The following is a 21,265-nucleotide window of genomic DNA, read 5'->3' as shown; positions in this document are numbered from 1 at the left end:
CGCTTTCGTTCTAAAACGGAGCTGGAGCTTTCATGAACTTTCTGGTGGACTACCCCTGTCGCGACGCCAGGAATTGTCACAAGGCAGTCACGGCAACGGTTTATCCTGAGCTTGAACCTGATGAGGAGACAGGAAATGAGCCTGCAACATGGCAGTGAAACACCCAAGGCCCCCACCCCACCACAACCTCAGGTCTGTGGTTCGATCATCGACGCACAGGGACGGGAAATCCCGATCACCGAGCAGATGATCCAGAAGGCCTGCAAGGACCTGGAGCAAAGCCGGGTCGAACGTGTGAAAAAGGCCTGAGCCAAGTATTCCTTACAACCCGGCGCATGCGCCGGGTTTTTAATGGACCACCGCATTTCAACCTACCGAATCAGACCAGCACGCCCCCCAGCGCGCAGACCATTTGCGCCAATTGCGGCGCCTCGCCACGCAGGTGTACCGCCAGCCCTTCGATCTCCCGCCGCTGCGGGTAGTGCTTGCGCAACAGGTCGAACGCAGCGCGCTGCTCGGCTGAGTCGTCACTGAGGCTGCGACGAAAATCGGCATCGTCCCGACGTGGGTCATAGACCGCCCGGCACAGGGTGGCCAATGCCCAGGCCGGATCACAGCTCGCATCCAGATCGATCTGCGCCAGTGCCGGGGCCGGCAACAGCTCGGCCAATTGCACCTGTGCCGGTTCACCCCGCCAACGGCAGAACGCCTGGTAGATCTGCGCCGTGCCACGTTGCTTGCCGTCCAGGCTATAACCGGCGATGTGCGGCGTGGCCAGGGTACACAGGTCAGCCAGGTCCAGGTTCACCTGCGGCTCGCCCTCCCACACGTCGAGCACGGCATGCACATCCTCTCGGTCGAGCAGCAGTTCTCGCAGGGCGTGGTTATCCACCACCGGGCCACGGCTGGCATTGATCAACCAGGCACCCGGGCGCAGGCGCGCCAACTGATCGGCGCCCAGCAGATGCCAGGTGGAGTAATCACCATCGCGCTGCAGTGGGGTGTGCAGGCTGATTACGTCACAGGTTTCCAGCAGGGTATCGAGGCTGACGAAGTCCCCGCCTTCCCGCGCCTGGCGGGGTGGGTCGCAGACCAGCACTTTCCAGCCCAGGCCATGCAGCACACGCACCAGGCGCGCGCCGACCTGCCCTGCCCCGACCACGCCATAGACGCGCTCGCTCAGCTTGGCGCCATCCAACTCGGCCAGGGTCAGCACGCTGCCCAGCACGTAGTCCACCACGCCACGGGCGTTGCAGCCTGGCGCACTGCTCCAGTGAATGCCCGCTTGGGCGAAGTAATCCAGGTCCAGGTGATCGGTGCCAATGGTGCAGGTACCCACGAAACGTACCTGGCTGCCTTCGAGCAGTCGCCGGTCGACCTGGGTCACCGAACGCACCAGCAGCACATCGGCGTCCTTGACGCAGGCGGCGTCGATGCTGCGGCCGGGGTAGCGGCGGATCTCGCCGAACCCGGCAAAGAAGGCATCGAGCAGCGGAATATTCTCGTCGGCAACTATCAGCATGGCGCTCTCCTGTCAGGGGGAGCGCAGTGTAGGCCCTATTGCGGTGCGCGATCCAGGCTCAGTCGGCCTTCTTGCGGATCCAGTACAGGTAGGTGCCAGCCTGCTCCTGCTGCTCGAGCAGTTCGTGGCCGAGGAAGTTGCAGAACTTAGGGATATCGCGGCGGGTCGAGGGGTCGGTGGCGATGACCTTGAGCAGGCCACCGGCCGCCAGGTCACGCACGTGCTGGTGCAGCATCATCACCGGCTCCGGGCAGTTCAGGCCGGTAGCATCGAGGATGGCGTCAGGGGTGAATTCGGTCATGGGGGACTCCACAAATGATGAGGCATTGTCGCGCATCGGGCGGCAGGGTCCAAGGGGCTTTGCCAGCCCGACGACGGTGGGGCTGGCAAAGCCTGCGATGGCTCAACGCGGCTTGAGGTCCAGCCGCCGCAGGTGGCAGGTCACTTCCTCGGCTCAACGCGGCTTGAGGTCCAGCCGCCGCAGGTGGCAGGTCACTTCCTCACGGTCGTGATACAGCTGCTTGCAGGCGATCGACACCTTGACCTTGCGCGCCTTGAAGCCTGCCTCGATCCGGTCGAGCAGACGGCGCACCTCGGCATAACGCTGCTTCATTGGCAGTTTGAGATTGACCACCGCCTCGCGGCACAGTCCCTCGCCCAGCCAGGTCTCGATCAGCGAAGCGGTACGCGCAGGTTTCTCGACGATGTCGCAGACCATCCAGTCCACGGTCTGCTTGGGTTGCCAGGTGAACCCATCGGCCATCAGGTGCTGGACCAAGCCGGTCTCCATCAGGCTTTCGGCCATCGGGCCGTTGTCGATGGCCGTCACCAGCATGCCGCGCTTGACCAGCTGATACGTCCAGCCACCTGGCGAGGCGCCCAGGTCGACACCGGTCATGTCGTCGTTCAGGCGCAGGTCCCATTGCTCACGCGGGATGAACTGATGCCAGGCCTCCTCCAGCTTGAGGGTCGAGCGGCTGGGCGCTTCACGGGGGAACTTCAGTCGCGGGATACCCATGGGCCAAAGGGCCGAATTGTTCGGCTCGGCCAGACCGACGAATACTCGGCGTCCACTGATGAACGTGAGCAACAAGCGCGGCCCTGCGGCACTCTCCGAGAGGCGCCCGGCCTTCTGCAGCGCCTTGCGCAGTGGCACCTCGAACTTGCGGCAGAAGGTCGAAAGCGCCTTGCCCTCGTTGCTGTCGAGCACCTCCAGCCACAGGCTGCCGAACACCGGGTAATCGGCCAGGTGCTCGAGCAGAACGCTGATCCGGTCGCTCTCCGGTAGCTCGACGAACGCCCCGCGGGCCCACTGGCGCGGGAAGATCAGCCGCTCGAAACGCAATTCACGCATCAAGCGCTCGCCGCCATCGGGCTCGGCACAGACGAACTCGGCGCAGGCGCTTTGCGGCTTGCCCCTGGCGTAGCCGGCGATGCCCAGGAGGGCGGCGTGTTCGCTGATTTCGGCGCATACCTCGCCCTCGAAACCGGGCCGGCAATGCATGAACAGGGTATTCATCTTTCACTCCACATCGCTGGCCTGGATCGCCAGCCTTGATCCGGCGCAAGGCAGGCGCCGGCAGGGCGGCGATGATAAAGGAAGATCGGAACCTGCGACACGCCCCACCTGTCCAGAAGTGGGTCAGGGCCGGCAAACCGGTCTACCCTGACCATTCAGCCAGGTCCGTTGCCCACGGACCGTCACAGAGCGGTGACACCGGCATCCATTGGCCTGTGTGGCGAGTCCGCACACTCGAAACGGGAATGACCGGGCACCGGCGCAGAAGGAGTTGGCAATGCCCTCGCTCGATAGCCTGAAGACCCTCAAGACACTCACGGTGGCCGACCACACCTACCATTATTTCAGCCTCGCCGAGGCCGCCCGGCAATTGGGTGACCTGCAGCGCCTGCCCATGTCGCTCAAGGTACTGCTGGAGAACCTGCTGCGCTGGGAAGACGGCAAGACCGTCACCGGCGACGATTTGCACGCCCTGGCCGGCTGGCTGGGCGAACGTCATTCGGATCGGGAAATCCAGTACCGCCCCGCGCGGGTCCTGATGCAGGATTTCACCGGCGTGCCCGCCGTGGTCGACCTGGCCGCCATGCGCGCCGCCATGGCCAAGGCCGGCGGCGATCCGCAGCGGATCAATCCGTTGTCGCCGGTGGATCTGGTGATCGACCACTCGGTGATGGTGGACCGTTACGCCAGCCCCGCCGCCTTTGCCCAGAACGTCGACATCGAGATGCAACGAAACGGCGAGCGCTACGCCTTCCTGCGCTGGGGTCAGAGCGCCTTCGACAACTTCCGCGTGGTACCGCCGGGAACCGGCATCTGCCATCAGGTCAACCTCGAATACCTCGGCCGCACCGTCTGGACACGCAAGGAGAACGGCCGCACCTATGCCTTCCCCGACACCCTGGTCGGCACCGATTCACACACCACCATGATCAACGGCCTGGGTGTGCTCGGCTGGGGCGTAGGCGGCATCGAGGCAGAGGCGGCGATGCTCGGCCAGCCCGTGTCGATGCTGATTCCCGAAGTGATCGGCTTCAAGCTGACCGGCAAGCTGCGTGAAGGCATCACCGCCACCGATCTGGTGCTGACCGTCACCCAGATGCTGCGCAAGAAGGGCGTGGTGGGCAAATTCGTCGAGTTCTACGGCGATGGCCTGGCCGACCTGCCCCTGGCCGACCGCGCCACCATCGCCAACATGGCGCCGGAGTATGGCGCCACCTGTGGTTTCTTCCCGGTGGACCAGGTGACACTCGACTACCTGCGTCTTTCGGGGCGTCCGGAAGCGGCGGTGCAACTGGTCGAGGCCTATTGCAAGGAACAGGGCCTGTGGCGCCTGCCCGGCCATGAGCCGGCCTTCAGCGATACCCTGTCGCTGGACATGCACGATGTCGAAGCCAGTCTGGCCGGGCCCAAGCGCCCGCAGGACCGGGTGGCCCTTTCACAGGTCAGCCAAGCCTTCGATGGCTTCATCGAACTGCAGCCCAAGCCGCTGGCCAAGGAGGTCGGACGCCTGGAGAGCGAAGGGGGTGGCGGCGTGGCCGTGGGCAACGCCGACCAGGCCGGGGAAATCGACTATACCCATGACGGCCAGACCCACACCCTGCGTGACGGCGCGGTGGTGATCGCCGCCATCACGTCCTGCACCAACACTTCCAACCCAAGCGTGATGATGGCCGCCGGCCTGGTGGCCAAGAAAGCCCTCGAAAAAGGCCTCACCCGCAAGCCCTGGGTGAAAAGCTCACTGGCACCAGGCTCCAAGGTGGTCACCGACTACTTCAAGGCCGCCGGCCTGACGCCTTACCTGGATCAACTCGGCTTCGCCCTCGTCGGCTACGGCTGCACCACCTGCATCGGCAACTCAGGCCCTCTGGACGACGCCATCGAGCAGGCCATTGGCACCGCCGACCTCACGGTGGCCTCGGTGCTCTCAGGCAACCGCAACTTCGAAGGCCGTGTGCACCCGCTGGTCAAGACCAATTGGCTGGCCTCCCCGCCCCTGGTGGTGGCTTACGCCCTGGCTGGCAGCGTACGCACCGACTTGACCCGCGACCCGCTGGGCACCGGCAAGGACGGCCAACCGGTATTCCTGCGCGATATCTGGCCCAGCCAGCAAGAGATCGCCGAGGCCGTGGCCAAGGTAGACACTGACATGTTCCACAAGGAATACGCCGAAGTCTTCGCGGGCGATGCCCAATGGCAGGCCATCGAGGTGCCCCAGGCAGCCACGTATGTCTGGCAGGACGACTCCACGTACATCCAGCACCCACCGTTCTTCGACGCCATCGGCGGCCCGCTGCCGGAGGTCCGCGATATCCAGGGCGCGCGCGTTCTGGCCCTGCTCGGCGACTCGGTGACCACCGACCACATTTCTCCCGCCGGCAACATCAAGGCCGAAAGCCCCGCCGGGCGATACTTGCGCAGCAAGGGCGTGGAGCCGCGGGACTTCAACTCCTATGGCTCACGAAGAGGCAACCATGAAGTCATGATGCGTGGCACCTTCGCCAACATCCGCATCCGCAACGAAATGCTCGCCGGTGAGGAAGGCGGCAACACCCTGCATGTGCCCAGCGGCGAGAAACTGTCGATCTATGACGCCGCCATGCGCTACCAGGGCGAAGGCACCCCGCTGGTGGTGATCGCAGGCCAGGAATACGGCACAGGCTCCAGCCGTGACTGGGCCGCCAAGGGCACCAACCTGTTGGGTGTGAAGGCTGTGCTTGCGGAAAGTTTCGAGCGCATCCACCGCTCCAACCTGGTGGGCATGGGCGTGTTGCCGTTGCAGTTCAAGGCCGGCGAAAACCGCAAGACCCTCGGGCTGACTGGCAAGGAGCGCATCGATGTGCTGGGCCTCACCCATGCGCCTTTGCGCCCAGGCATGAGTCTGCCGCTGCGTATCACCCGCGAGGACGGGCAGCAGCAACAAATTGAAGTACTGTGCCGGATAGACACCCTGAACGAAGTGGAGTACTTCAAGTCCGGCGGCATCCTTCACTATGTGCTGCGCCAGTTGATCGCCGCCTGATCGCCCGCATTGCCTCCATCGCAGGCAACGCCTTTCCCATACCGATGTATAGGAACTGGCGTCAGCCTGCGAGTGGGCGCACGTGTCCTGGCCAGTCGCTGCTCAGTCGAAACGGTATTCGACGCGTCATGACAAGGAATTCCCATGCCTGCTTTTTCCTGGCCCGCGCTGCTTCCACTCGGGCTCGGCTACAGCCTGGCCTTGGTCTACGGCAACCTGGGACCGGCCAGCCTACCGACATTCGGCGCCCTGGTTTGCGCCGCTCTGCTGGCCCACCGTGCGGTACCTTGGCAGCAGGTGGCCGGGCACGCACTGTTCATCGCGCTCGCCATCGCCTTGGCAATGCACTGGCTACCTGGTTTTCAGGGCGCCAAGGTGATCGACCAAGCGATCTTCAGCGAAGGCGCCCTGCCCTTTTCCATGTACCTGAATCTCGACAAGCCGCTGATCGGCTTCTGGCTGTTGTTGACCTGCCCTTGGGTACTGGCCTGGCGCGGGCACGCGTGGCGCACAAGCCTTGTGTTCATCCTGCCCGCGACCGTGTTCGTCTGCCTCGGCGGCGCCTGGGCGCTGGGCATAGTGGCCTGGGCACCGAAATGGCCGGATCAAGCCTGGCTTTGGCTGCTGAACAATCTGTTGCTGGTCAGCCTTACCGAGGAGCTTCTGTTTCGTGGCTACATCCAAGGTGGATTGCAACGCCTGTTCGGCCATGGCCATCTGGCGCTATTCGCCGCCGCGTTGCTGTTCGGCCTGGCCCATCTAGGGGCGGGCTGGCAATGGTTTTGCCTGGCCACTCTCGCCGGCGTGGGTTACGGCCTGGCTTATCGCCATGGCGGATTGATGGCAGCGGTCCTCTGCCACTTCGGCGTCAACCTTGCGCACTTCGCAGGCTTTAGCTATCCGATGCTGGCACTTAGCTAAGCAATCGGTCATGATCGGACTACTGCGTCACAAAACCTTAAAAAATCGGCAATATTGACGACAAATGATGCAAAAACAGGCGTTTATTTACTAAAAATCTGAAGCCATTCCTTGCTCCAGATCAAGTAAATTAAATAAACATTCAATAAAACCAGCGGCTGGCCGATACGAATCCAAAGCCTTGCGGATTGAACCTCATGCGTAACAACCAACCGATTACCCAGAGAGAACGGACGTTTCCTGCTGAACAGCGGTTGATCTCCACCACCAATGCCAAGGGGGTGATCACCTACGTCAACGATGCATTCATCGATATCAGCGGCTTCTCCCGCGAGGAACTGACGGGAGCGCCCCACAATCTGGTCCGCCATCCCGACGTGCCATCGGCCGTGTTCGCCCATATGTGGCAAACCCTCAAGCAGGGTCTGCCGTGGATGGGGATCGTCAAGAACCGCTGCAAGTCCGGCGATCACTACTGGGTCAATGCCTATGTGACGCCGATCTTCGACAACAACCAGGTGGTCGGTTACGAGTCGGTGCGGGTCAAGCCCACTGCCGAGCAGATCCGCCGCGCCGAGGCGTTGTACCAGCGCATCAACCAGGGCAAGCCTGCGGTCCCGCGCCGTGACAAGTGGCTGCCCGTCCTGCAGGACTGGCTGCCGTTCATCCTGGTCAGCCAGATCGGTTTCTTGATCGGCAACTGGCTCGGCCACTCCTGGGGCTTCGCCCTGGCCGCGGGCCTGTCGGTGCCACTGGGCCTGCTCGGCCTGAGTTGGCAGCAGCGCGGCCTCAAGCGCCTACTGCGCCTGGCCGAACAGACCACCTCTGACCCACTGATCGCGCAGATGTTTACCGACAGCCGCGGTGTCCAGGCCCGCCTGGAAATGGCCATGCTCAGCCAGGACGCCCGCATGAAGACCTGCCTGACCCGCTTGCAGGACAGTGCCGAGCAGCTCAGTGACCAGGCCCGCGAGTCCGACACCCTGGCCCACCAGAGCTCCACCGGCCTGGAGCGCCAACGTGTGGAAACCGAACAGGTCGCCGCCGCGGTCAACCAGATGGCAGCCACCACCCAGGAAGTGGCCAATCATGTGCAGCGCACCGCCGATGCGACCCAGGAGGCCAATCGCCTGACCAGCCAGGGGCGGCAGATCGCCGGAGAAACCCGCGAGGCCATTTCTCGCCTGTCCCAAGCCGTTGGCGAAACCGGGCAGACCGTCACCCAGCTGGCCAAGGACAGCGACGAGATCGGCGGCGTGGTCGATGTGATCAAAGGCATCGCCGACCAGACCAACCTGCTGGCCCTCAACGCCGCCATCGAGGCCGCGCGTGCCGGTGAGATGGGCCGTGGTTTCGCGGTCGTGGCCGACGAAGTCCGCCAGTTGGCTCAACGCACCGCCGAGTCCACCGGGCAGATCCACAACCTGATCGCCAAGTTGCAACAGACGGCCAGCAATGCCGTGCAGACCATGGAAAATGGCCATCGTCAGGCCCAGGAAGGCGTAGAGCGGGTAATGGAGGCAGACCAGGCCCTGGTAGGGATCAGCGAAGCCGTGGCCAACATCACCGACATGGCGACCCAGATCGCCGCGGCTACCGAAGAACAAACGGCCGTGGCCGACGAGATCAGCCGCAACATCAGCACCATTGCCGACCTCGCCGACCAGACCGCCGAACAGGCCCAGCGCTCGGCCTTGCTCAGTGAAGAGCTGACCAGCACCGCCGGCAGCCAGTACTCGCTGGTGGAACGCTTCAACCGCTGACGCAAGTCGGTGTTATTGTCGGTGGCCGGCCCGCTTCTACAGGAGCGGGCCGACCACCGACGGAGAAGCGCAACAGCTCACCAGTCCAGCGCCAGCCGGCTCTGGAAGTAGCGCATCTCCCCAGTCAGGGGATCCTCGAAACGCAAACTGTGCGCCAGCAGCTTCAACGGCCGCTGGTAATCGTCCTCATCCTTCGACAACTGCGGGTAGAACGGGTCATTGCAGATACCCGCACCCAGCGCGGCCATGTGTACCCGCAATTGATGCGTCTTGCCGGTCACCGGCGAGAGACCATAGCGCCATAGCTCGCCGTTCTTCTCAAGCACCTCAGCGAGGGTTTCACTGTTCTCCACACCTTCCACTTCGTGCATACGGAAGAAAGGCTCGCCATGCACCAGGCGGCTACGGTGCACCAACGGGAACTCGTGCTCGGGCAGTGCCGCCGCAATGGCCTGGTAGCGTTTGTCGATACGCCGCTCGGGGAACAGTCGTTGATAAGCGCTGCGAGTCTGCGGATTGGCAGAGAACAGCACCAGGCCCGCGGTATGCCGGTCGATGCGGTGCAACGGCACCAGATGCGGGTTGTCCAGGCGCCGAATGAGACGGCGCAACAAGGTCTGTTCGACATACTCGCCTGTCGGCGTGACCGGCAGGAAATGCGGTTTGTCCGCCACCACCAGGTGCTCGTCTACGTGCAGGACCGACTCCTGGACAGGAATCGGCTTTTCATTGAGCACTTCGCGAAAATAATGCAGGCGAAGCCCCCGACGATAGGGAAAGTCCGCCGCTATGGGCTGGCCCTGTGCATCCAGCACCCGCCCCCGGGCGAAGCGGTCCAGCCATTGTTCACGACCGATGCCCTTGAAGTGGTCGCACAGGCAATCGAGCACCGTTCGCCACGAGCCCGGAGGCAGACAAACAGTACTGGCTTGCTGATGGGCGGGGTCGAAAGGGGCAGTCATGACAGGGCTCGGGCATTCAAAGGCGGGCATTATCCCCCATGGCCACAGGCTCAACCAGCCTCGGCCTGCAGTTCACTGCGCTCCTTGAGCCAGCGCAGGACCTGCACAGGCTCCCAACGGCCGGGATCGTAAAGGGCATAGATCAGTCCCTGGTAACCCACTACATCCAGCGCCCGGTGATAGCCCGCGCGCTGGAACAACGCTTCGATCTCGGCGAAACAGGTGTTGAAATGGACTTTGCCGAACGGAGTCCGGTCGTCGGTCACCAGGCCTTCGAGGCGCAGTTCCAGCACCGCCTCGCATACCTGCTCGGGCGGCATGCGATTGACGCTGTACTTCAGTTGCTCGACGTTGAACATGGGCACATCCAAATACTGTATTTATATACAGCATACGGATTCGCCCAAGCCTGCGTCAACGGCTCAGCCCAGAAACGCCACGACCTGCTCGGCATCGAACGGCCAGCCCAGTTCGGCGCCGGTGTCACACCGACGCAGTACCGGAATGCTCAGCCCATAACGCTCGAACAACGCCTCGCTTTCGGCGACATCGACCAGTTCGACCAACAGGCCATGTTCGATGAACGGCATCAGCATGGCCTCGGCGACTTCGCACAGGTGGCACCCCAAGGTGCCGAACAGTTGGCATTCAGGCAGCATGGACACGCCTCGAGTCTGCGGGAACGGGATATCCATTCTAGGACCATGCCCGCCCTCGTGCATCTGATGCACGTCAATCCTGGCTGGTCGCCCCGATACGGTGCAGCGACAAGTCGGCGCCCTGGAACTCCTGTTCATGGCTAAGACGCAGCCCATGCACCCGCTTGATCAGGCCATAGACCGCAAAACCACCGACCAACGCCACGACGACACCCGCCAGGCTGCCCAGCAACTGGCTGCCCAGACTGACACCGCCCATCCCGCCCAGGGCCACCTGCCCGAAAATACCGCAGGCGATACCGCCCCACACGCCACACAGGCCATGCAGCGGCCAGACCCCGAGCACATCGTCGATCTTCCAGCGGTTCTGCGCCGCGGTGAAGCACCAGACGAACAACACCCCGGCGACCAAGCCCGTGGCCAGGGCACCGACAGGGTGCATGACGTCCGAACCGGCACACACCGCCACCAATCCGGCCAGCGGGCCGTTGTGCAGAAAGCCCGGGTCATTGCGCCCGGCCAGCAAGGCCGACAAGGTGCCACCGACCATCGCCAGCAACGAATTGATCGCCACCAGTCCGCTGACCCCCTGCAAGGTCTGGGCGCTCATGACGTTGAAGCCGAACCAGCCGATGATCAGAATCCACGAGCCCAGCGCCAGAAACGGAATGCTCGACGGTGCAAAGGCCACCAGCCGACCTTCGCGGTAACGTCCACGGCGCGCTCCGAGCAACAGCACCGCTGCCAGCGCCAGCCAGCCGCCCATGGCATGCACCACCACCGAGCCGGCAAAGTCATGGAACGGGGCCCCGAAGCGCGCTTGCAGCCAGGCCTGCACCCCGAAGTTGCCGTTCCACACCACCCCTTCGAAGAACGGATACACCATCGCCACGATCAACGCCGTGGCGCACAGCTGAGGCACGAAGCGGGCGCGTTCGGCGATCCCCCCGGAGATGATCGCCGGAATCGCCGCCGCGAACGTCAGCAGGAAGAAGCATTTGACCAGCGCATAGCCATGGTCGGCGGACAGCGCCGCCGCAGGTTGGAAGAAGCTCACGCCATAGGCCACCCAATAGCCCACAAAGAAGTACACCAAGGCCGAGATCGCGAAGTCGCTGAGGATCTTCGACAGGGCATTGACCTGGTTCTTGTGGCGTACGGTCCCAACCTCCAGGAAGGCGAACCCCGCGTGCATGGCCAGGACCAAGATGGCGCCCATGAGAATGAACAAGGTATTGGAGCCGTGAACGAGGGAGTCCATCGCGCTGTGCATGTTTTCCATGAGTAGGCAGACCTGCTGAAAAGGCACCAGGACAGTTCAAGAGCCCGCATCTGTGCACCGATTCGGTGCCAGGCCCCTGCCCTGTTTCGGTGAGCCGGGCGAGGCCTGCGTGGTTTTTTCTTGGGTTTGTCGTGGATTGGGTTAAGGTTTATCGGTATTGCGTGGCCTGCGCACGCATTCAGCGCAATAACGGCTAGCCACGCTCCGGGAGATAGCAAGGGCCGTACCAGCGACCATACTGAACCTTCCGCCAACCCCATCACTCGAAATAGCCATACACTTCTACAGGGAGAGCCTCCATGGCCAGCAAATCGGCAAAGACTGCTCAAGAGATACTGATGGCTGACTTCCAGGCCTTGGTTCGAGACACCGAGAAACTGCTCGCCGACACCGCCAATCTGGCCGGCGACCAGGCCGACGAACTGCGAGAGCAGCTTCATGATCGTCTGACCCAAGCCCGCGAAACCCTGCAACTGACTCAGGATTCGGTCCGCGAACGTGGCCAGGCAGCCTTGGGCAGCGCCGAGCAGTACGTCCAGGAAAACCCGTGGCAGGCCATCGGCATCGCCGCGGGCGTTGGCCTGTTGATCGGCTTGCTGGCCAGTCGACGCTAAGGGGTGAGCATGGAAAACGACGCCCCAGGCGCCAGCGCTTCCGGCAAGCGCCTCGGCGCGGCTTTGCTCGGTCTATTGCACAGTCACATCGAACTGTTCGGCATCGAGCTGCAGGAGCAGAAATCCCGCACCCTGAGCTTGCTGTTGTTCGCGGGCCTCGCGCTGGTGTTTGCCCTCTTGCTACTAACGGCCCTGTCGGGCTTGGTGCTGGTGTTGCTGTGGGACAGCTATCGCCTGGCCGGCATCATCGGCTTGTGCGTGTTCTACGGCATCGCTGCACTGTACTGTGGGCTGCGGCTGAAGGCGGCGGTGTTCGACGAGTCGTCCCCCTTCAGCGCCACCCTTGAAGAACTCGCCAAGGACAGGGAGCGCCTGCTGCCATGAGCCTGCCCGAACTGCCCAATACCCGTAACCCGCGTGAGCTGCGCAAGGCATTGCTGCGCCTGCGCCTTGAAATGCACCGCCAACAGATCCACCACGAGTCGGCACAACTGCTCGAGCCGGTCCGCCGCCTGCGTGGCATGGGCGACTCACTACACGGGGGCCTGGGGATCAAGCATGCACCGCTTTGGGGCCTGGGCGCGGTGGTCGCATTAGGGTTCCTCACCGGTAAAGGCGTGCGTAGCGGCAACCTTGCCCGCCTGCTGCGCCTGGGCACCAGCCTGGCACCGCTGGTGCGACTGTTCCTGCGCAATAGCCAACGCCCCTGATCGATCGCGCCCGCTGCTTGCGCGGGCGCGCCCGACACGGGAAGCTATGGCTTCCACCTGACGGGAGATTGAGCCTTGGACTGGCACACCCTGCTGACCCGCGAACGCCTGGGCAAAGCCCTGTACAGCCCCGAGGAACTGGGGCGCAGCCCCTTCCACAAAGACCATGACCGCATCATCTTCTCCGGTGCCTTTCGCCGCCTGGGGCGTAAGACCCAGGTCCACCCTGTTTCCAGCAACGATCACATCCATACGCGCCTGACCCATTCCCTGGAAGTCAGCTGCGTCGGTCGCTCCCTGGGCATGCGCGTGGGTGAAACCCTGCGCGACCACCTGCCGGCCTGGTGCGAGCCCAGCGACCTGGGCATGATCGTACAGTCAGCGTGCCTGGCCCATGACATCGGCAATCCGCCCTTTGGCCACTCCGGCGAAGATGCCATACGCCACTGGTTCCAGCAGGCTGCCGGACGTGGCTGGCTGGACGACATGAGCGATGACGAGCGCGCCGACTTTCTCAACTTCGAAGGCAATGCCCAGGGATTTCGTGTACTCACCCAACTGGAATACCACCAGTTCGACGGCGGCACCCGGCTGACCTACGCCACCTTGGGCACCTACCTCAAGTATCCGTGGAGCGCCCGCCACGCCGACGCCTTGGGCTACAAGAAACACAAGTTCGGCGCCTACCAGAGCGAACTGCCGCTGCTCGAGCAAATCGCCCGCAAGCTCGGCCTGCCACAGCTCGAGCAGCAGCGCTGGGCGCGCCATCCGTTGGTGTACCTGATGGAGGCCGCGGACGACATCTGCTACGCCTTGATCGACCTCGAAGACGGCCTGGAGATGGAGTTGTTGCAGTACGCCGAGGTCGAGGCCTTGCTGCTCGATCTGGTGGGCGACGATTTGCCCGAAACCTACCGTCAACTGGGGCCAACGGACTCACGGCGACGCAAACTGGCGATCCTGCGTGGCAAGGCCATCGAGCATCTGACCAACGCGGCGGCCCAGGCCTTCGTCGAGCAACAGACGGCCTTGCTGGCTGGGCACCTGCCCGGCGATCTGGTCGAGCACATGCACGGCCCAGCCAAGCGCTGCGTGCTCCAGGCCAAGGACATGGCGCGCAAGAAAATCTTCCAGGACAAACGCAAGACCCTGCACGAAATCGGTGCCTACACCACCCTCGAGATTCTCCTGAATGCCTTCTGTGGAGCGGCATTGGAACAACATGGTGGACGCACCCCTTCATTCAAGAGCCGACGTGTACTGGACTTGATCGGTAATCATGCCCCCGACCCGCATGACTCACTGCATACGGCCTTCCTGCGCATGATCGATTTCATCGCCGGCATGACCGACAGCTATGCGAGCGAAATGGCCAGTGAAATGACGGGACGTTCCAGCCCCCTCTGAGCGTTGTGACAAACCAATAGTCTTGAGGGCTAGTATTTGAAGGAAATTTCTTATTAGCCCTCAATAGCATTAAACACTCACCCATATTTACTAATAAAAAGTTACCAAACTCCGCGCAATTATCGGCACCAATACGCCCCATTCGTAGCGCGCGTAGCTTTTTACTGTAGGTATTTTCCCATATGCGAGCCGCGGCCGCTCCTCGCATGTCCGATGACTTCCAACTGAGCTAAGGTGCGCATTATTTCCGACACCCGCCGCATGGAAGTTGAATATGCACTCTGTATATATTGTCGATGATCACCCCGTTATCCGCATGGCGGTTCGCATGTTGCTGGAAAATCAGAACTACAAGGTCGTCGGTGAGTCGGACAATGGCGTCCATGCCATGCAGATGGTCCGAGAGACACGCCCCGACCTGGTAATCCTCGACATTGCCATCCCCAAGCTCGATGGCCTTGAGATCCTGTCCCGCTTCCAGAGCATGGCCTTGCCCTTGAAAGTGCTGGTACTGACAGCACAAAGCCCTGCGCTTTTCGCGGTCCGCTGCATGCAGTCGGGGGCCGCCGGATATGTTGGTAAACAGGAGGACCTGAGTGAACTGCTTAGCGCAATAAAGGCCGTGCTCTCCGGTTACAACTATTTCCCCAGCCAGGCGGTTAACACCAGCCAGGTTATTCCAGACCAAGAGATACGACTTTTCCGACACGTTAACGACAGAGAACTTATGGTTCTACAACTTTTCGCCCAAGGAAAGAGCAACAAGGAAATTGCCAAGGGCATGTTTCTGAGTAACAAAACCGTCAGCACCTACAAGAAGCGCTTGATGCAAAAACTTGAGGTCCAGACGTTGGTCGACCTGATTGATGTTGCCAAGCGCAACGCGCTGGTTTGAGGTGGGACATGGGGCGGTATCTGACCTGCCTGTTCATCGTTGCCCTTGTGTTGGCCTGCCACCCGGCGCATGCCATGCAATACAGGCCCAAGGCACTCAACCTGCTGACGCGTTCGTCGCTCAAGCCGGTGCTACCGGTGCTGACACCGACCCAACGCCAATGGCTCGCTGAAAAGAAGGAGTTGGTGATCGGCACATCCTTTCCGGACTACCCACCTTTCGATATCACCACCGGCGGGCGCGACTACCAAGGGCTCACCGCAGAATATGCCGGCCTGATCGGCACTGCGCTGGGCTTGAAGGTCCGCGTGCTGGGCTTCGACAGCCGCCAGTCAGCGATCGAGGCACTCAAGAATGGTCAGATCGACCTGCTGGGCAGCGCCAACGGCTATGAAGCCGTCGCAGGCCTTGCGCTCTCTCGCCCCTATGCGATCGATCAGCCAGTGCTGGTGACCCGTGAACACGAACGTCGCGTACTGGATGACGAACTCAAAGGGCTGCGCCTGAGCATGCTCTATCACTATCTCTCGCCCAAGGAGGTGCTCAGTGCCTATCCGAAAGCCGAACTGCTGGCCTTTCGCTCCTCCACCCTGGCCCTGAACGCCGTCGCTTTCGGCCAGGCCGACGTGTTCATTGGCGATACCATCTCGACCCACTACCAACTCAATCGCGGTCACCTCCCGCCTTTGCGCATGGCCAGCTTCGGCAAGCACGAGGCCATTGGCTTCAGTTTCGCCCTGCGTCACCAGGACACCCTCCTCAAGGAGTTGGTCGATACGACCCTCGAGAGCCAGACGCCCATCATGGCCGCCAGCATCTTCAAGCGCTGGGGTGCGGGGAGCGACCATCTGCTGACTGATCGCAAGCTCCAACTCTCGGCCAGCGAAGAACAATGGTTGCGGGAACATCCAGTGATGCGCGTGGCCATCAACGAGACCGCCGCCCCGGTTTCCTATTTCGATAGCAACAGCAATTTTCGCGGCATCGCCGCCGACCTGCTGGATCTGATCCGGCTGCGCACCGGCCTGCGCTTCGAGATCGAGCGGGCCAGCGGCATACGGGACATGCTGGCTCGCCTCAAGGACGGCCGGGCCGATGTCATCGCCGCCATCTCCAGTGACGAAAAGCACGATGGCGCCCTGCACATCAGCCGGCCCTACCTGGAAAGCACCTATGTGCTGGTCACCCGCGCCGGCAGTGACCAAGCGGCGTCCTTGGAGCACCTGCAGAACCGGCAAGTCGCGATCACACGCGACAGCATCATGGCCGGGTTGCTCTCGGCCCGATACCCGAAAATCAGCAAGATCGAAACCGACAGCCCGTTCTTCTCCATTGCGCTTTTGGGCAGCGGGGAGGTCGATGCGGCCATCACTACCCTGATCGACGCCAACCATGCCCTGGCCGGAAACCCAGACCTGGTCATTCGCAGTACGATTGGCAGCGAGCCAGCCACGGTCGCGATGGCCACCAACAGCCAGGCCCATGCGCTGGCGTCCATCTTGGACAAAGCCCTGCAAAGCATCTCGCCGGAAGAGCTTGGCGTGATCAACAATCGGTGGGGAGGTTATCGGCTCCACGACGACGTGTATTGGCGGGAATTTCGCCGCCTGGCGCTGAAGTTCTTGCTGGCAGTCGGCTTGTTGTTGCTCTTGGCACTGATCTGGAACGCCCACCTGCGATGGCAGATCAGGCAACGCAAATGCGCCGAGCGGGCTCTCAACGACCAGCTGGAGTTCATGCGCGCCCTGCTCAACGGCACGCCTCATCCGATGTATGTACGCGATCGCGAAGGACGACTGCAAAGCTGTAACGACAGCTACCTGCAGGCCGTCCAAGCCCAGACCGACCAAGTCATGGGCAAGCGACTGGATGAGAGCCCGGGCGCTGACCGGGAATACACCCAGCAGATGGAGGCCGACTATCAGCAAGTCATGGCCGCCGGTACCCCCCTGATCCTCGACCGTCCTTTACGCATGGGAGGACGGGAGCTGACCATCTACCACTGGATCCTGCCCTATCGCGACTCCCTGGGTGAAGTCCAGGGGATCATCGGTGGCTGGATCGACATCAGCGACCGTCGCGAGCTGGTGCAGGAGCTGCGCTTGGCCAAACAGCGGGCCGACGACGCCAATCGTGCCAAGAGCACCTTCCTGGCGACCATCAGCCACGAGATTCGCACGCCCATGAATGCGGTCATCGGCATGCTGGAGCTGGCAGTGCGACGGGCGGATCGCGGGCAACTGGATCGGCCGTCCCTGGAGGTCGCCTACCATTCGGCAAAAGACCTGCTAGGGCTCATCGGTGACATCCTGGACATCGTCAGGATCGAGTCTGGCCATCTGTGCCTCTCCCCGGAGTCGGTCGACCCCAGCGCTCTGGTCCAGTCGGTGGCCCGAGTGTTCGATGGCTTGGCACGACAGAAGGGCCTGGCTTTGCAGGTGGTCATTGCGCCAAATGCCCGCTGCCATGCGCTGCTCGACCCGCTGCGGTTCAAGCAAGTGCTGTCGAACCTGGTCAGCAATGCCATCAAGTTCACCGAGCATGGCCAGATCCAGATCAATCTGCACGTGCACGAAGGCACCGACCTCAATGGACCGTGCCTGGAACTCAAGGTCCGCGACACCGGCATCGGTATCCACGAGGAGGCACTCAAGGAGCTGTTCAATCCGTTCGTCCAGGCCAATCCACACAGCGAAGGCGCACGGGCGGGGACCGGTCTGGGGTTGGCGATCAGCCACAGCCTGAGCGAAATGATGGGGGGCACGCTGACCATCAAGAGCCTGCCTGGCGTCGGCACTCAGGTGAGCCTGGTCATGCCACTGCAATGCGTCGAAGCGCCACCGGTGCCCACTCCGCTCGTGCAGGACGTCGAGGCACCGAACAGCGGGTTGAACGTGCTGGTCATCGATGATCACCCAGCCAACCTGTTATTGATGGAGCAGCAACTGAGTTTCCTGGGGCTGAGCCTGTCCACCGCCTGCGATGGACGCGAGGGCCTGGAGAAATGGCGCGCGGGCGGTTTCGATGTAGTGATCCTCGACTGCAACATGCCGCAAATGAACGGCTATCAAGTGGCTGAGGCGATCCGTGCCGTGGAGCGCCAACGCGGCTGGCCGCGCTGCCTGATCCTGGGCTACACCGCCAACGCCCAGCCGGAAGTCCGTCAGCGATGCCTGGATGTCGGCATGGATGACTGCCTGCTCAAGCCGATTGGCCTGCACACGCTGAACCAGCGCCTGGCGGGCGTCGCGCCAGGTCGGCATGCGGCGCCAGGGCCCAGGCCACGCAAGCGCCTGGCGCTCGAGGGCCTGTCGGCCATCGTCGGCGATGATCCTGACAGCCGCACTCGACTCCTGAATGCCTTACAAGAGAGTTTGATACAGGACCTGGCCACACTGATGGCCATCGACTCGGAAGATGCACAGGCCATCGCCGCGCAGGCGCACAAAATCCTCAGCACGGCCCGAATGCTGGAGGCCAGGGATTTGATGGAAGCGTGTGAAGCGCTGGAGCAGGAAACCTTGTCATTGACGCAGCTCAAGCTGCGAAGACAGGCATTGGCACGGCATATGCGCCGAACGGAGAAAGCGCTGGCCAGGCATCTGCAACACCCGGCCAGTGCTGGATGAGCAGCGCAGAAATGCGCCGCTCAGGCGGATCAGGAAGCCTGGGTGTTGATCGGCTTGTCCGGATACCAAGCGTCCAGCAGCGGGCTGAGCTCGATGTTGGTCAGTTCGCTGCGGCCCTTGAGCCAAGCTTCGACAATGGCGCGCTGCTCTTCGCTGACCGAGCCACGCTTGGCCAGGCAAACCAGGCCGAAGTCATCACCACCGACGTAATCCAGGCCGTTGGCATCCATGGCTTCAGCGAGGAAGGCATCGAGGAAGGCATCGATGGCTTCGTCGGACAGGTCTTCCTTGAATTCCAGGTTCAGTTCGAAACCCAGCTCCTGGAATTCGTCCACGCACAGTTTCTTGCGCAGACGACGGGAACGGTTGGTGGCCATGAAACAATCCTCTTGAGTATTAACGCGCGGCACTTTACCAGTTTCCGGACGACTGCGGCGCTTTTCCGTCGAACATGGCCCATGGAGGGTGCGCTTGGGGCATAATGCGCACTATATTTCGTCGTGGGGCCATCATCTTGTACAGCCCCAATGTCACTTTCCCTCGTCCGCAGGGTTCAAATTGCACATGATCAAAACGCTCCGTCCCCTGATTCTCGCCGGTCTGTTCCTGCCGCTCGCCATGCCCAGCCAGGCCGCGCCCGCCAACACCACTCTCCCGCCGAAAGTGCAACAGGCGCTCAAAGCCAACAAACTGCAAGATTCGGCCTTGTCCCTGGTGATGCTGCCGCTCAACGGCCCCGGCACGCCAACCGTGTTCAACGCCGATGTCTCGGTCAACCCGGCCTCGACCATGAAGCTGGTGACCACTTATGCGGCCCTGGAACTGTTGGGCCCGACCTTCCAGTGGAAAACCGAGTTCTATACCGATGGCACTCTGAGCAACGGCGTGCTCAACGGCAACCTGTACCTCAAGGGCGGTGGCGACCCGAAGCTGAACATGGAAAAGCTCTGGCTGTTGATGCGTGACCTGCGCGCCAACGGCGTGCGCACGGTGACCGGCGACCTGGTGCTGGATCGCAGCCACTTTGTTCAGCCCAACCTGCCGCAGTTCAATGACGACGGCGGCGATGTGAACAAGCCGTTTCTGGTCCGTCCCGACTCACTGCTGGTCAATCTGAAGGCCCTGCGCTTCGTGGCCCGCAACGATGGCGGAAAAGTCACCGTAGCCATGGAGCCGCCGCTTGCGAACGTCCGCATCGACAACCAGGTCAAGGCCGTCGCCTCCAGAAAATGTGTTGGCGATGTACGCTACAACCCGGTGACTCAGCCCGACGGCGTCAGCGTAGTCGTCAGTGGCCAGCTTGGCGAAGGCTGCAACTCCCAGACCTACCTGTCGCTGCTCGATCACCCGACCTATGCAGCCGGTGCGGTGCGAGCGATCTGGAACGAACTGGGCGGCAGCATTCAGGGTCGCGACCGTATCGAGAACGTGCCCAAAAGCGCACGCCTGCTGGCACGGGCATTCTCGCCGGATCTGGTCGAGGTGATCCGCGACATCAACAAGTACAGCAACAACACCATGGCCCAGCAGTTGTTCCTGAGCCTGGGTGCGCAGTTCCGCACGGATGCCGATGGCGACGACGCCCGCGCCGCCCAGCGTGTGGTACGTCAGTGGCTGGCGAAAAAAGGCATCACCGCACCGCACCTGATCATGGAAAACGGCTCCGGGCTGTCCCGCGCCGAGCGGGTCAGCACCCGTGAGATGGCGGCATTGCTGCAAGCAGCCTGGAAAAGCCCCTACTCCGCCGAGTTCATCAGCTCCATGCCGCTGGTGGGCATGGATGGCACCATGCGTAAGCGGCTCAAACGCACGGCCATGACCGGTGAAGGACACATCAAGACCGGTACCCTGAACACCGTTCGGGCGATTGCCGGGTACAGCCGGGACAGCAATGGAAACACCTGGGCGGTGGCGGCGATTCTGAATGATCCCAAGCCTTGGGGAGCATCGCAGGTGCTGGATCAGGTGTTGCTGGATCTTTATCGGCAGCCGAAGGTAGGGAGTACTGCGGCGGCTGGGATGCCTTGATCGGCTTGGGCTTTCAGAGAGTGTGAATATCCGGTGTTGGTGGTGGCGCCACTGGCGCTTTTCGCCTTTACGGCGACCTACTTTTGCTCTTGGGCAAAAGTAGGCAAAAGCCGCTGGCTCCCACATCCGCACCGCCCGTGGCGGGGTTCCCTCTTCATTGCCTTGCAGGGCTTCGCGGCCTCCGGCTCGCTACGCAAGCCTCCATCTCGCGACTTCGGCTCACGCCGAAGGGCGCTGCGCGCCTGCCCCTACAGACACCTACACTCGGCCTTCTGAGGTCGCGATTGGTGGTGTCTGAACTATCGCGCATCAAAAGCAAAGGCAACGGCAAACAA

General features: G+C 62.3%; 19 protein-coding genes. 11 read left to right on the top strand and 8 right to left on the bottom strand.

Going from position 1 to position 21,265, the window contains the following annotated elements; all coding sequences use genetic code 11:
• The first annotated feature begins 135 nt into the window (after positions 1 to 135).
• Positions 136 to 309 (top strand): PA1571 family protein, encoded by a 174-nt coding sequence (locus ACNFCH_RS16440; protein WP_170831791.1) that lies wholly within the window; start codon positions 136 to 138, stop codon positions 307 to 309.
• A 70-nt stretch (positions 310 to 379) separates the two neighbouring features.
• On the opposite strand, the gene pdxB is transcribed toward ACNFCH_RS16440, so the two are convergent.
• The 3 genes from pdxB to rlmM form a co-directional block, all read right to left on the bottom strand.
• On the bottom strand, positions 380 to 1,522 hold the full coding sequence (gene pdxB / locus ACNFCH_RS16435) for a 4-phosphoerythronate dehydrogenase PdxB (protein WP_416743124.1): 1,143 nt from the start codon (positions 1,520 to 1,522) through the stop codon (positions 380 to 382).
• Between the two features lie 58 nt (positions 1,523 to 1,580).
• Positions 1,581 to 1,823: a sulfurtransferase TusA gene (tusA, locus tag ACNFCH_RS16430; RefSeq protein ID WP_043206710.1), complete on the bottom strand. Its 243-nt coding sequence runs from the start codon at positions 1,821 to 1,823 to the stop codon at positions 1,581 to 1,583.
• Between the two features lie 153 nt (positions 1,824 to 1,976).
• Positions 1,977 to 3,041, bottom strand: a complete 1,065-nt coding sequence (rlmM, locus tag ACNFCH_RS16425) for a 23S rRNA (cytidine(2498)-2'-O)-methyltransferase RlmM (RefSeq protein ID WP_337158793.1) — start codon at positions 3,039 to 3,041, stop codon at positions 1,977 to 1,979.
• A gap of 277 nt (positions 3,042 to 3,318) precedes the next feature.
• On the opposite strand from rlmM, the gene acnA reads away from it, so the two are divergent.
• The 3 genes from acnA (at position 3,319) to ACNFCH_RS16410 (ending at position 8,744) form a co-directional block, all read left to right on the top strand.
• Positions 3,319 to 6,060 carry an aconitate hydratase AcnA gene (gene acnA / locus ACNFCH_RS16420; RefSeq protein ID WP_337158792.1) on the top strand — a complete coding sequence of 914 codons (2,742 nt, stop codon included), beginning with the start codon at positions 3,319 to 3,321 and terminating at the stop codon, positions 6,058 to 6,060.
• 144 nt (positions 6,061 to 6,204) lie between these two features.
• Complete coding sequence (locus ACNFCH_RS16415) at positions 6,205 to 6,981, top strand: CPBP family intramembrane glutamic endopeptidase (protein WP_337158791.1); 777 nt, start codon at positions 6,205 to 6,207, stop codon at positions 6,979 to 6,981.
• A gap of 197 nt (positions 6,982 to 7,178) precedes the next feature.
• Positions 7,179 to 8,744 carry a PAS domain-containing methyl-accepting chemotaxis protein gene (locus ACNFCH_RS16410; RefSeq protein ID WP_337158790.1) on the top strand — a complete coding sequence of 522 codons (1,566 nt, stop codon included), beginning with the start codon at positions 7,179 to 7,181 and terminating at the stop codon, positions 8,742 to 8,744.
• A 77-nt stretch (positions 8,745 to 8,821) separates the two neighbouring features.
• Here the strand turns inward: ACNFCH_RS16410 and ACNFCH_RS16405 are convergent, their stop codons facing one another.
• The 4 genes from ACNFCH_RS16405 to ACNFCH_RS16390 all read right to left on the bottom strand — a co-directional run bounded on the left by ACNFCH_RS16405 (position 8,822) and on the right by ACNFCH_RS16390 (position 11,647).
• Positions 8,822 to 9,706 (bottom strand): pseudouridine synthase, encoded by an 885-nt coding sequence (locus ACNFCH_RS16405; RefSeq protein WP_337158789.1) that lies wholly within the window; start codon positions 9,704 to 9,706, stop codon positions 8,822 to 8,824.
• Positions 9,707 to 9,756: 50 nt separating this feature from the next.
• Positions 9,757 to 10,065 (bottom strand): transcriptional regulator, encoded by a 309-nt coding sequence (locus ACNFCH_RS16400; protein ID WP_337158788.1) that lies wholly within the window; start codon positions 10,063 to 10,065, stop codon positions 9,757 to 9,759.
• A gap of 63 nt (positions 10,066 to 10,128) precedes the next feature.
• Positions 10,129 to 10,365 carry a glutaredoxin family protein gene (locus ACNFCH_RS16395; RefSeq protein ID WP_337158787.1) on the bottom strand — a complete coding sequence of 79 codons (237 nt, stop codon included), beginning with the start codon at positions 10,363 to 10,365 and terminating at the stop codon, positions 10,129 to 10,131.
• 73 nt (positions 10,366 to 10,438) lie between these two features.
• Positions 10,439 to 11,647: an ammonium transporter gene (locus ACNFCH_RS16390; RefSeq protein ID WP_337158786.1), complete on the bottom strand. Its 1,209-nt coding sequence runs from the start codon at positions 11,645 to 11,647 to the stop codon at positions 10,439 to 10,441.
• Between the two features lie 299 nt (positions 11,648 to 11,946).
• Between ACNFCH_RS16390 and ACNFCH_RS16385 the strand changes: the two genes are divergently transcribed.
• The 6 genes from ACNFCH_RS16385 to ACNFCH_RS16360 all read left to right on the top strand — a co-directional run bounded on the left by ACNFCH_RS16385 (position 11,947) and on the right by ACNFCH_RS16360 (position 18,902).
• Positions 11,947 to 12,261 (top strand): DUF883 family protein, encoded by a 315-nt coding sequence (locus ACNFCH_RS16385; RefSeq protein ID WP_070093498.1) that lies wholly within the window; start codon positions 11,947 to 11,949, stop codon positions 12,259 to 12,261.
• 9 nt (positions 12,262 to 12,270) lie between these two features.
• On the top strand, positions 12,271 to 12,645 hold the full coding sequence (locus ACNFCH_RS16380; RefSeq protein WP_070093499.1) for a phage holin family protein: 375 nt from the start codon (positions 12,271 to 12,273) through the stop codon (positions 12,643 to 12,645).
• On the top strand, positions 12,642 to 12,971 hold the full coding sequence (locus ACNFCH_RS16375; RefSeq protein WP_337158785.1) for a hypothetical protein: 330 nt from the start codon (positions 12,642 to 12,644) through the stop codon (positions 12,969 to 12,971). Before ACNFCH_RS16380 ends, ACNFCH_RS16375 begins: the two co-directional genes overlap by 4 nt.
• 75 nt (positions 12,972 to 13,046) lie before the next feature.
• On the top strand, positions 13,047 to 14,378 hold the full coding sequence (locus ACNFCH_RS16370) for a deoxyguanosinetriphosphate triphosphohydrolase (RefSeq protein ID WP_196164171.1): 1,332 nt from the start codon (positions 13,047 to 13,049) through the stop codon (positions 14,376 to 14,378).
• A gap of 274 nt (positions 14,379 to 14,652) precedes the next feature.
• The gene (locus ACNFCH_RS16365; RefSeq protein ID WP_337158784.1) at positions 14,653 to 15,273 is read left to right on the top strand and encodes a response regulator transcription factor; all 621 of its coding nucleotides are present in this window, start codon (positions 14,653 to 14,655) and stop codon (positions 15,271 to 15,273) included.
• A gap of 8 nt (positions 15,274 to 15,281) precedes the next feature.
• Complete coding sequence (locus ACNFCH_RS16360) at positions 15,282 to 18,902, top strand: transporter substrate-binding domain-containing protein (RefSeq protein ID WP_337158783.1); 3,621 nt, start codon at positions 15,282 to 15,284, stop codon at positions 18,900 to 18,902.
• Positions 18,903 to 18,931: 29 nt separating this feature from the next.
• Here ACNFCH_RS16360 and ACNFCH_RS16355 read toward each other — a convergent pair whose 3' ends face one another.
• Positions 18,932 to 19,279, bottom strand: coding sequence for a YggL family protein (locus tag ACNFCH_RS16355; protein ID WP_070093503.1), 348 nt, complete (start codon positions 19,277 to 19,279; stop codon positions 18,932 to 18,934).
• A 187-nt stretch (positions 19,280 to 19,466) separates the two neighbouring features.
• Here ACNFCH_RS16355 and dacB point away from each other — a divergent pair, with 187 nt between their 5' ends.
• Positions 19,467 to 20,930: a D-alanyl-D-alanine carboxypeptidase/D-alanyl-D-alanine-endopeptidase gene (dacB, locus tag ACNFCH_RS16350; RefSeq protein ID WP_337158782.1), complete on the top strand. Its 1,464-nt coding sequence runs from the start codon at positions 19,467 to 19,469 to the stop codon at positions 20,928 to 20,930.
• Positions 20,931 to 21,265: the final 335 nt, after the last annotated feature.

Origin of the sequence: Pseudomonas sp. NY15354 (assembly GCF_048068075.1) — a bacterium.
GTDB classification, from domain to species: Bacteria; Pseudomonadota; Gammaproteobacteria; order Pseudomonadales; family Pseudomonadaceae; genus Aquipseudomonas; species Aquipseudomonas guariconensis_C.
Note: the sequence above shows the minus strand (reverse complement) of the source record. Positions and strands in the feature narration are given on the sequence as shown.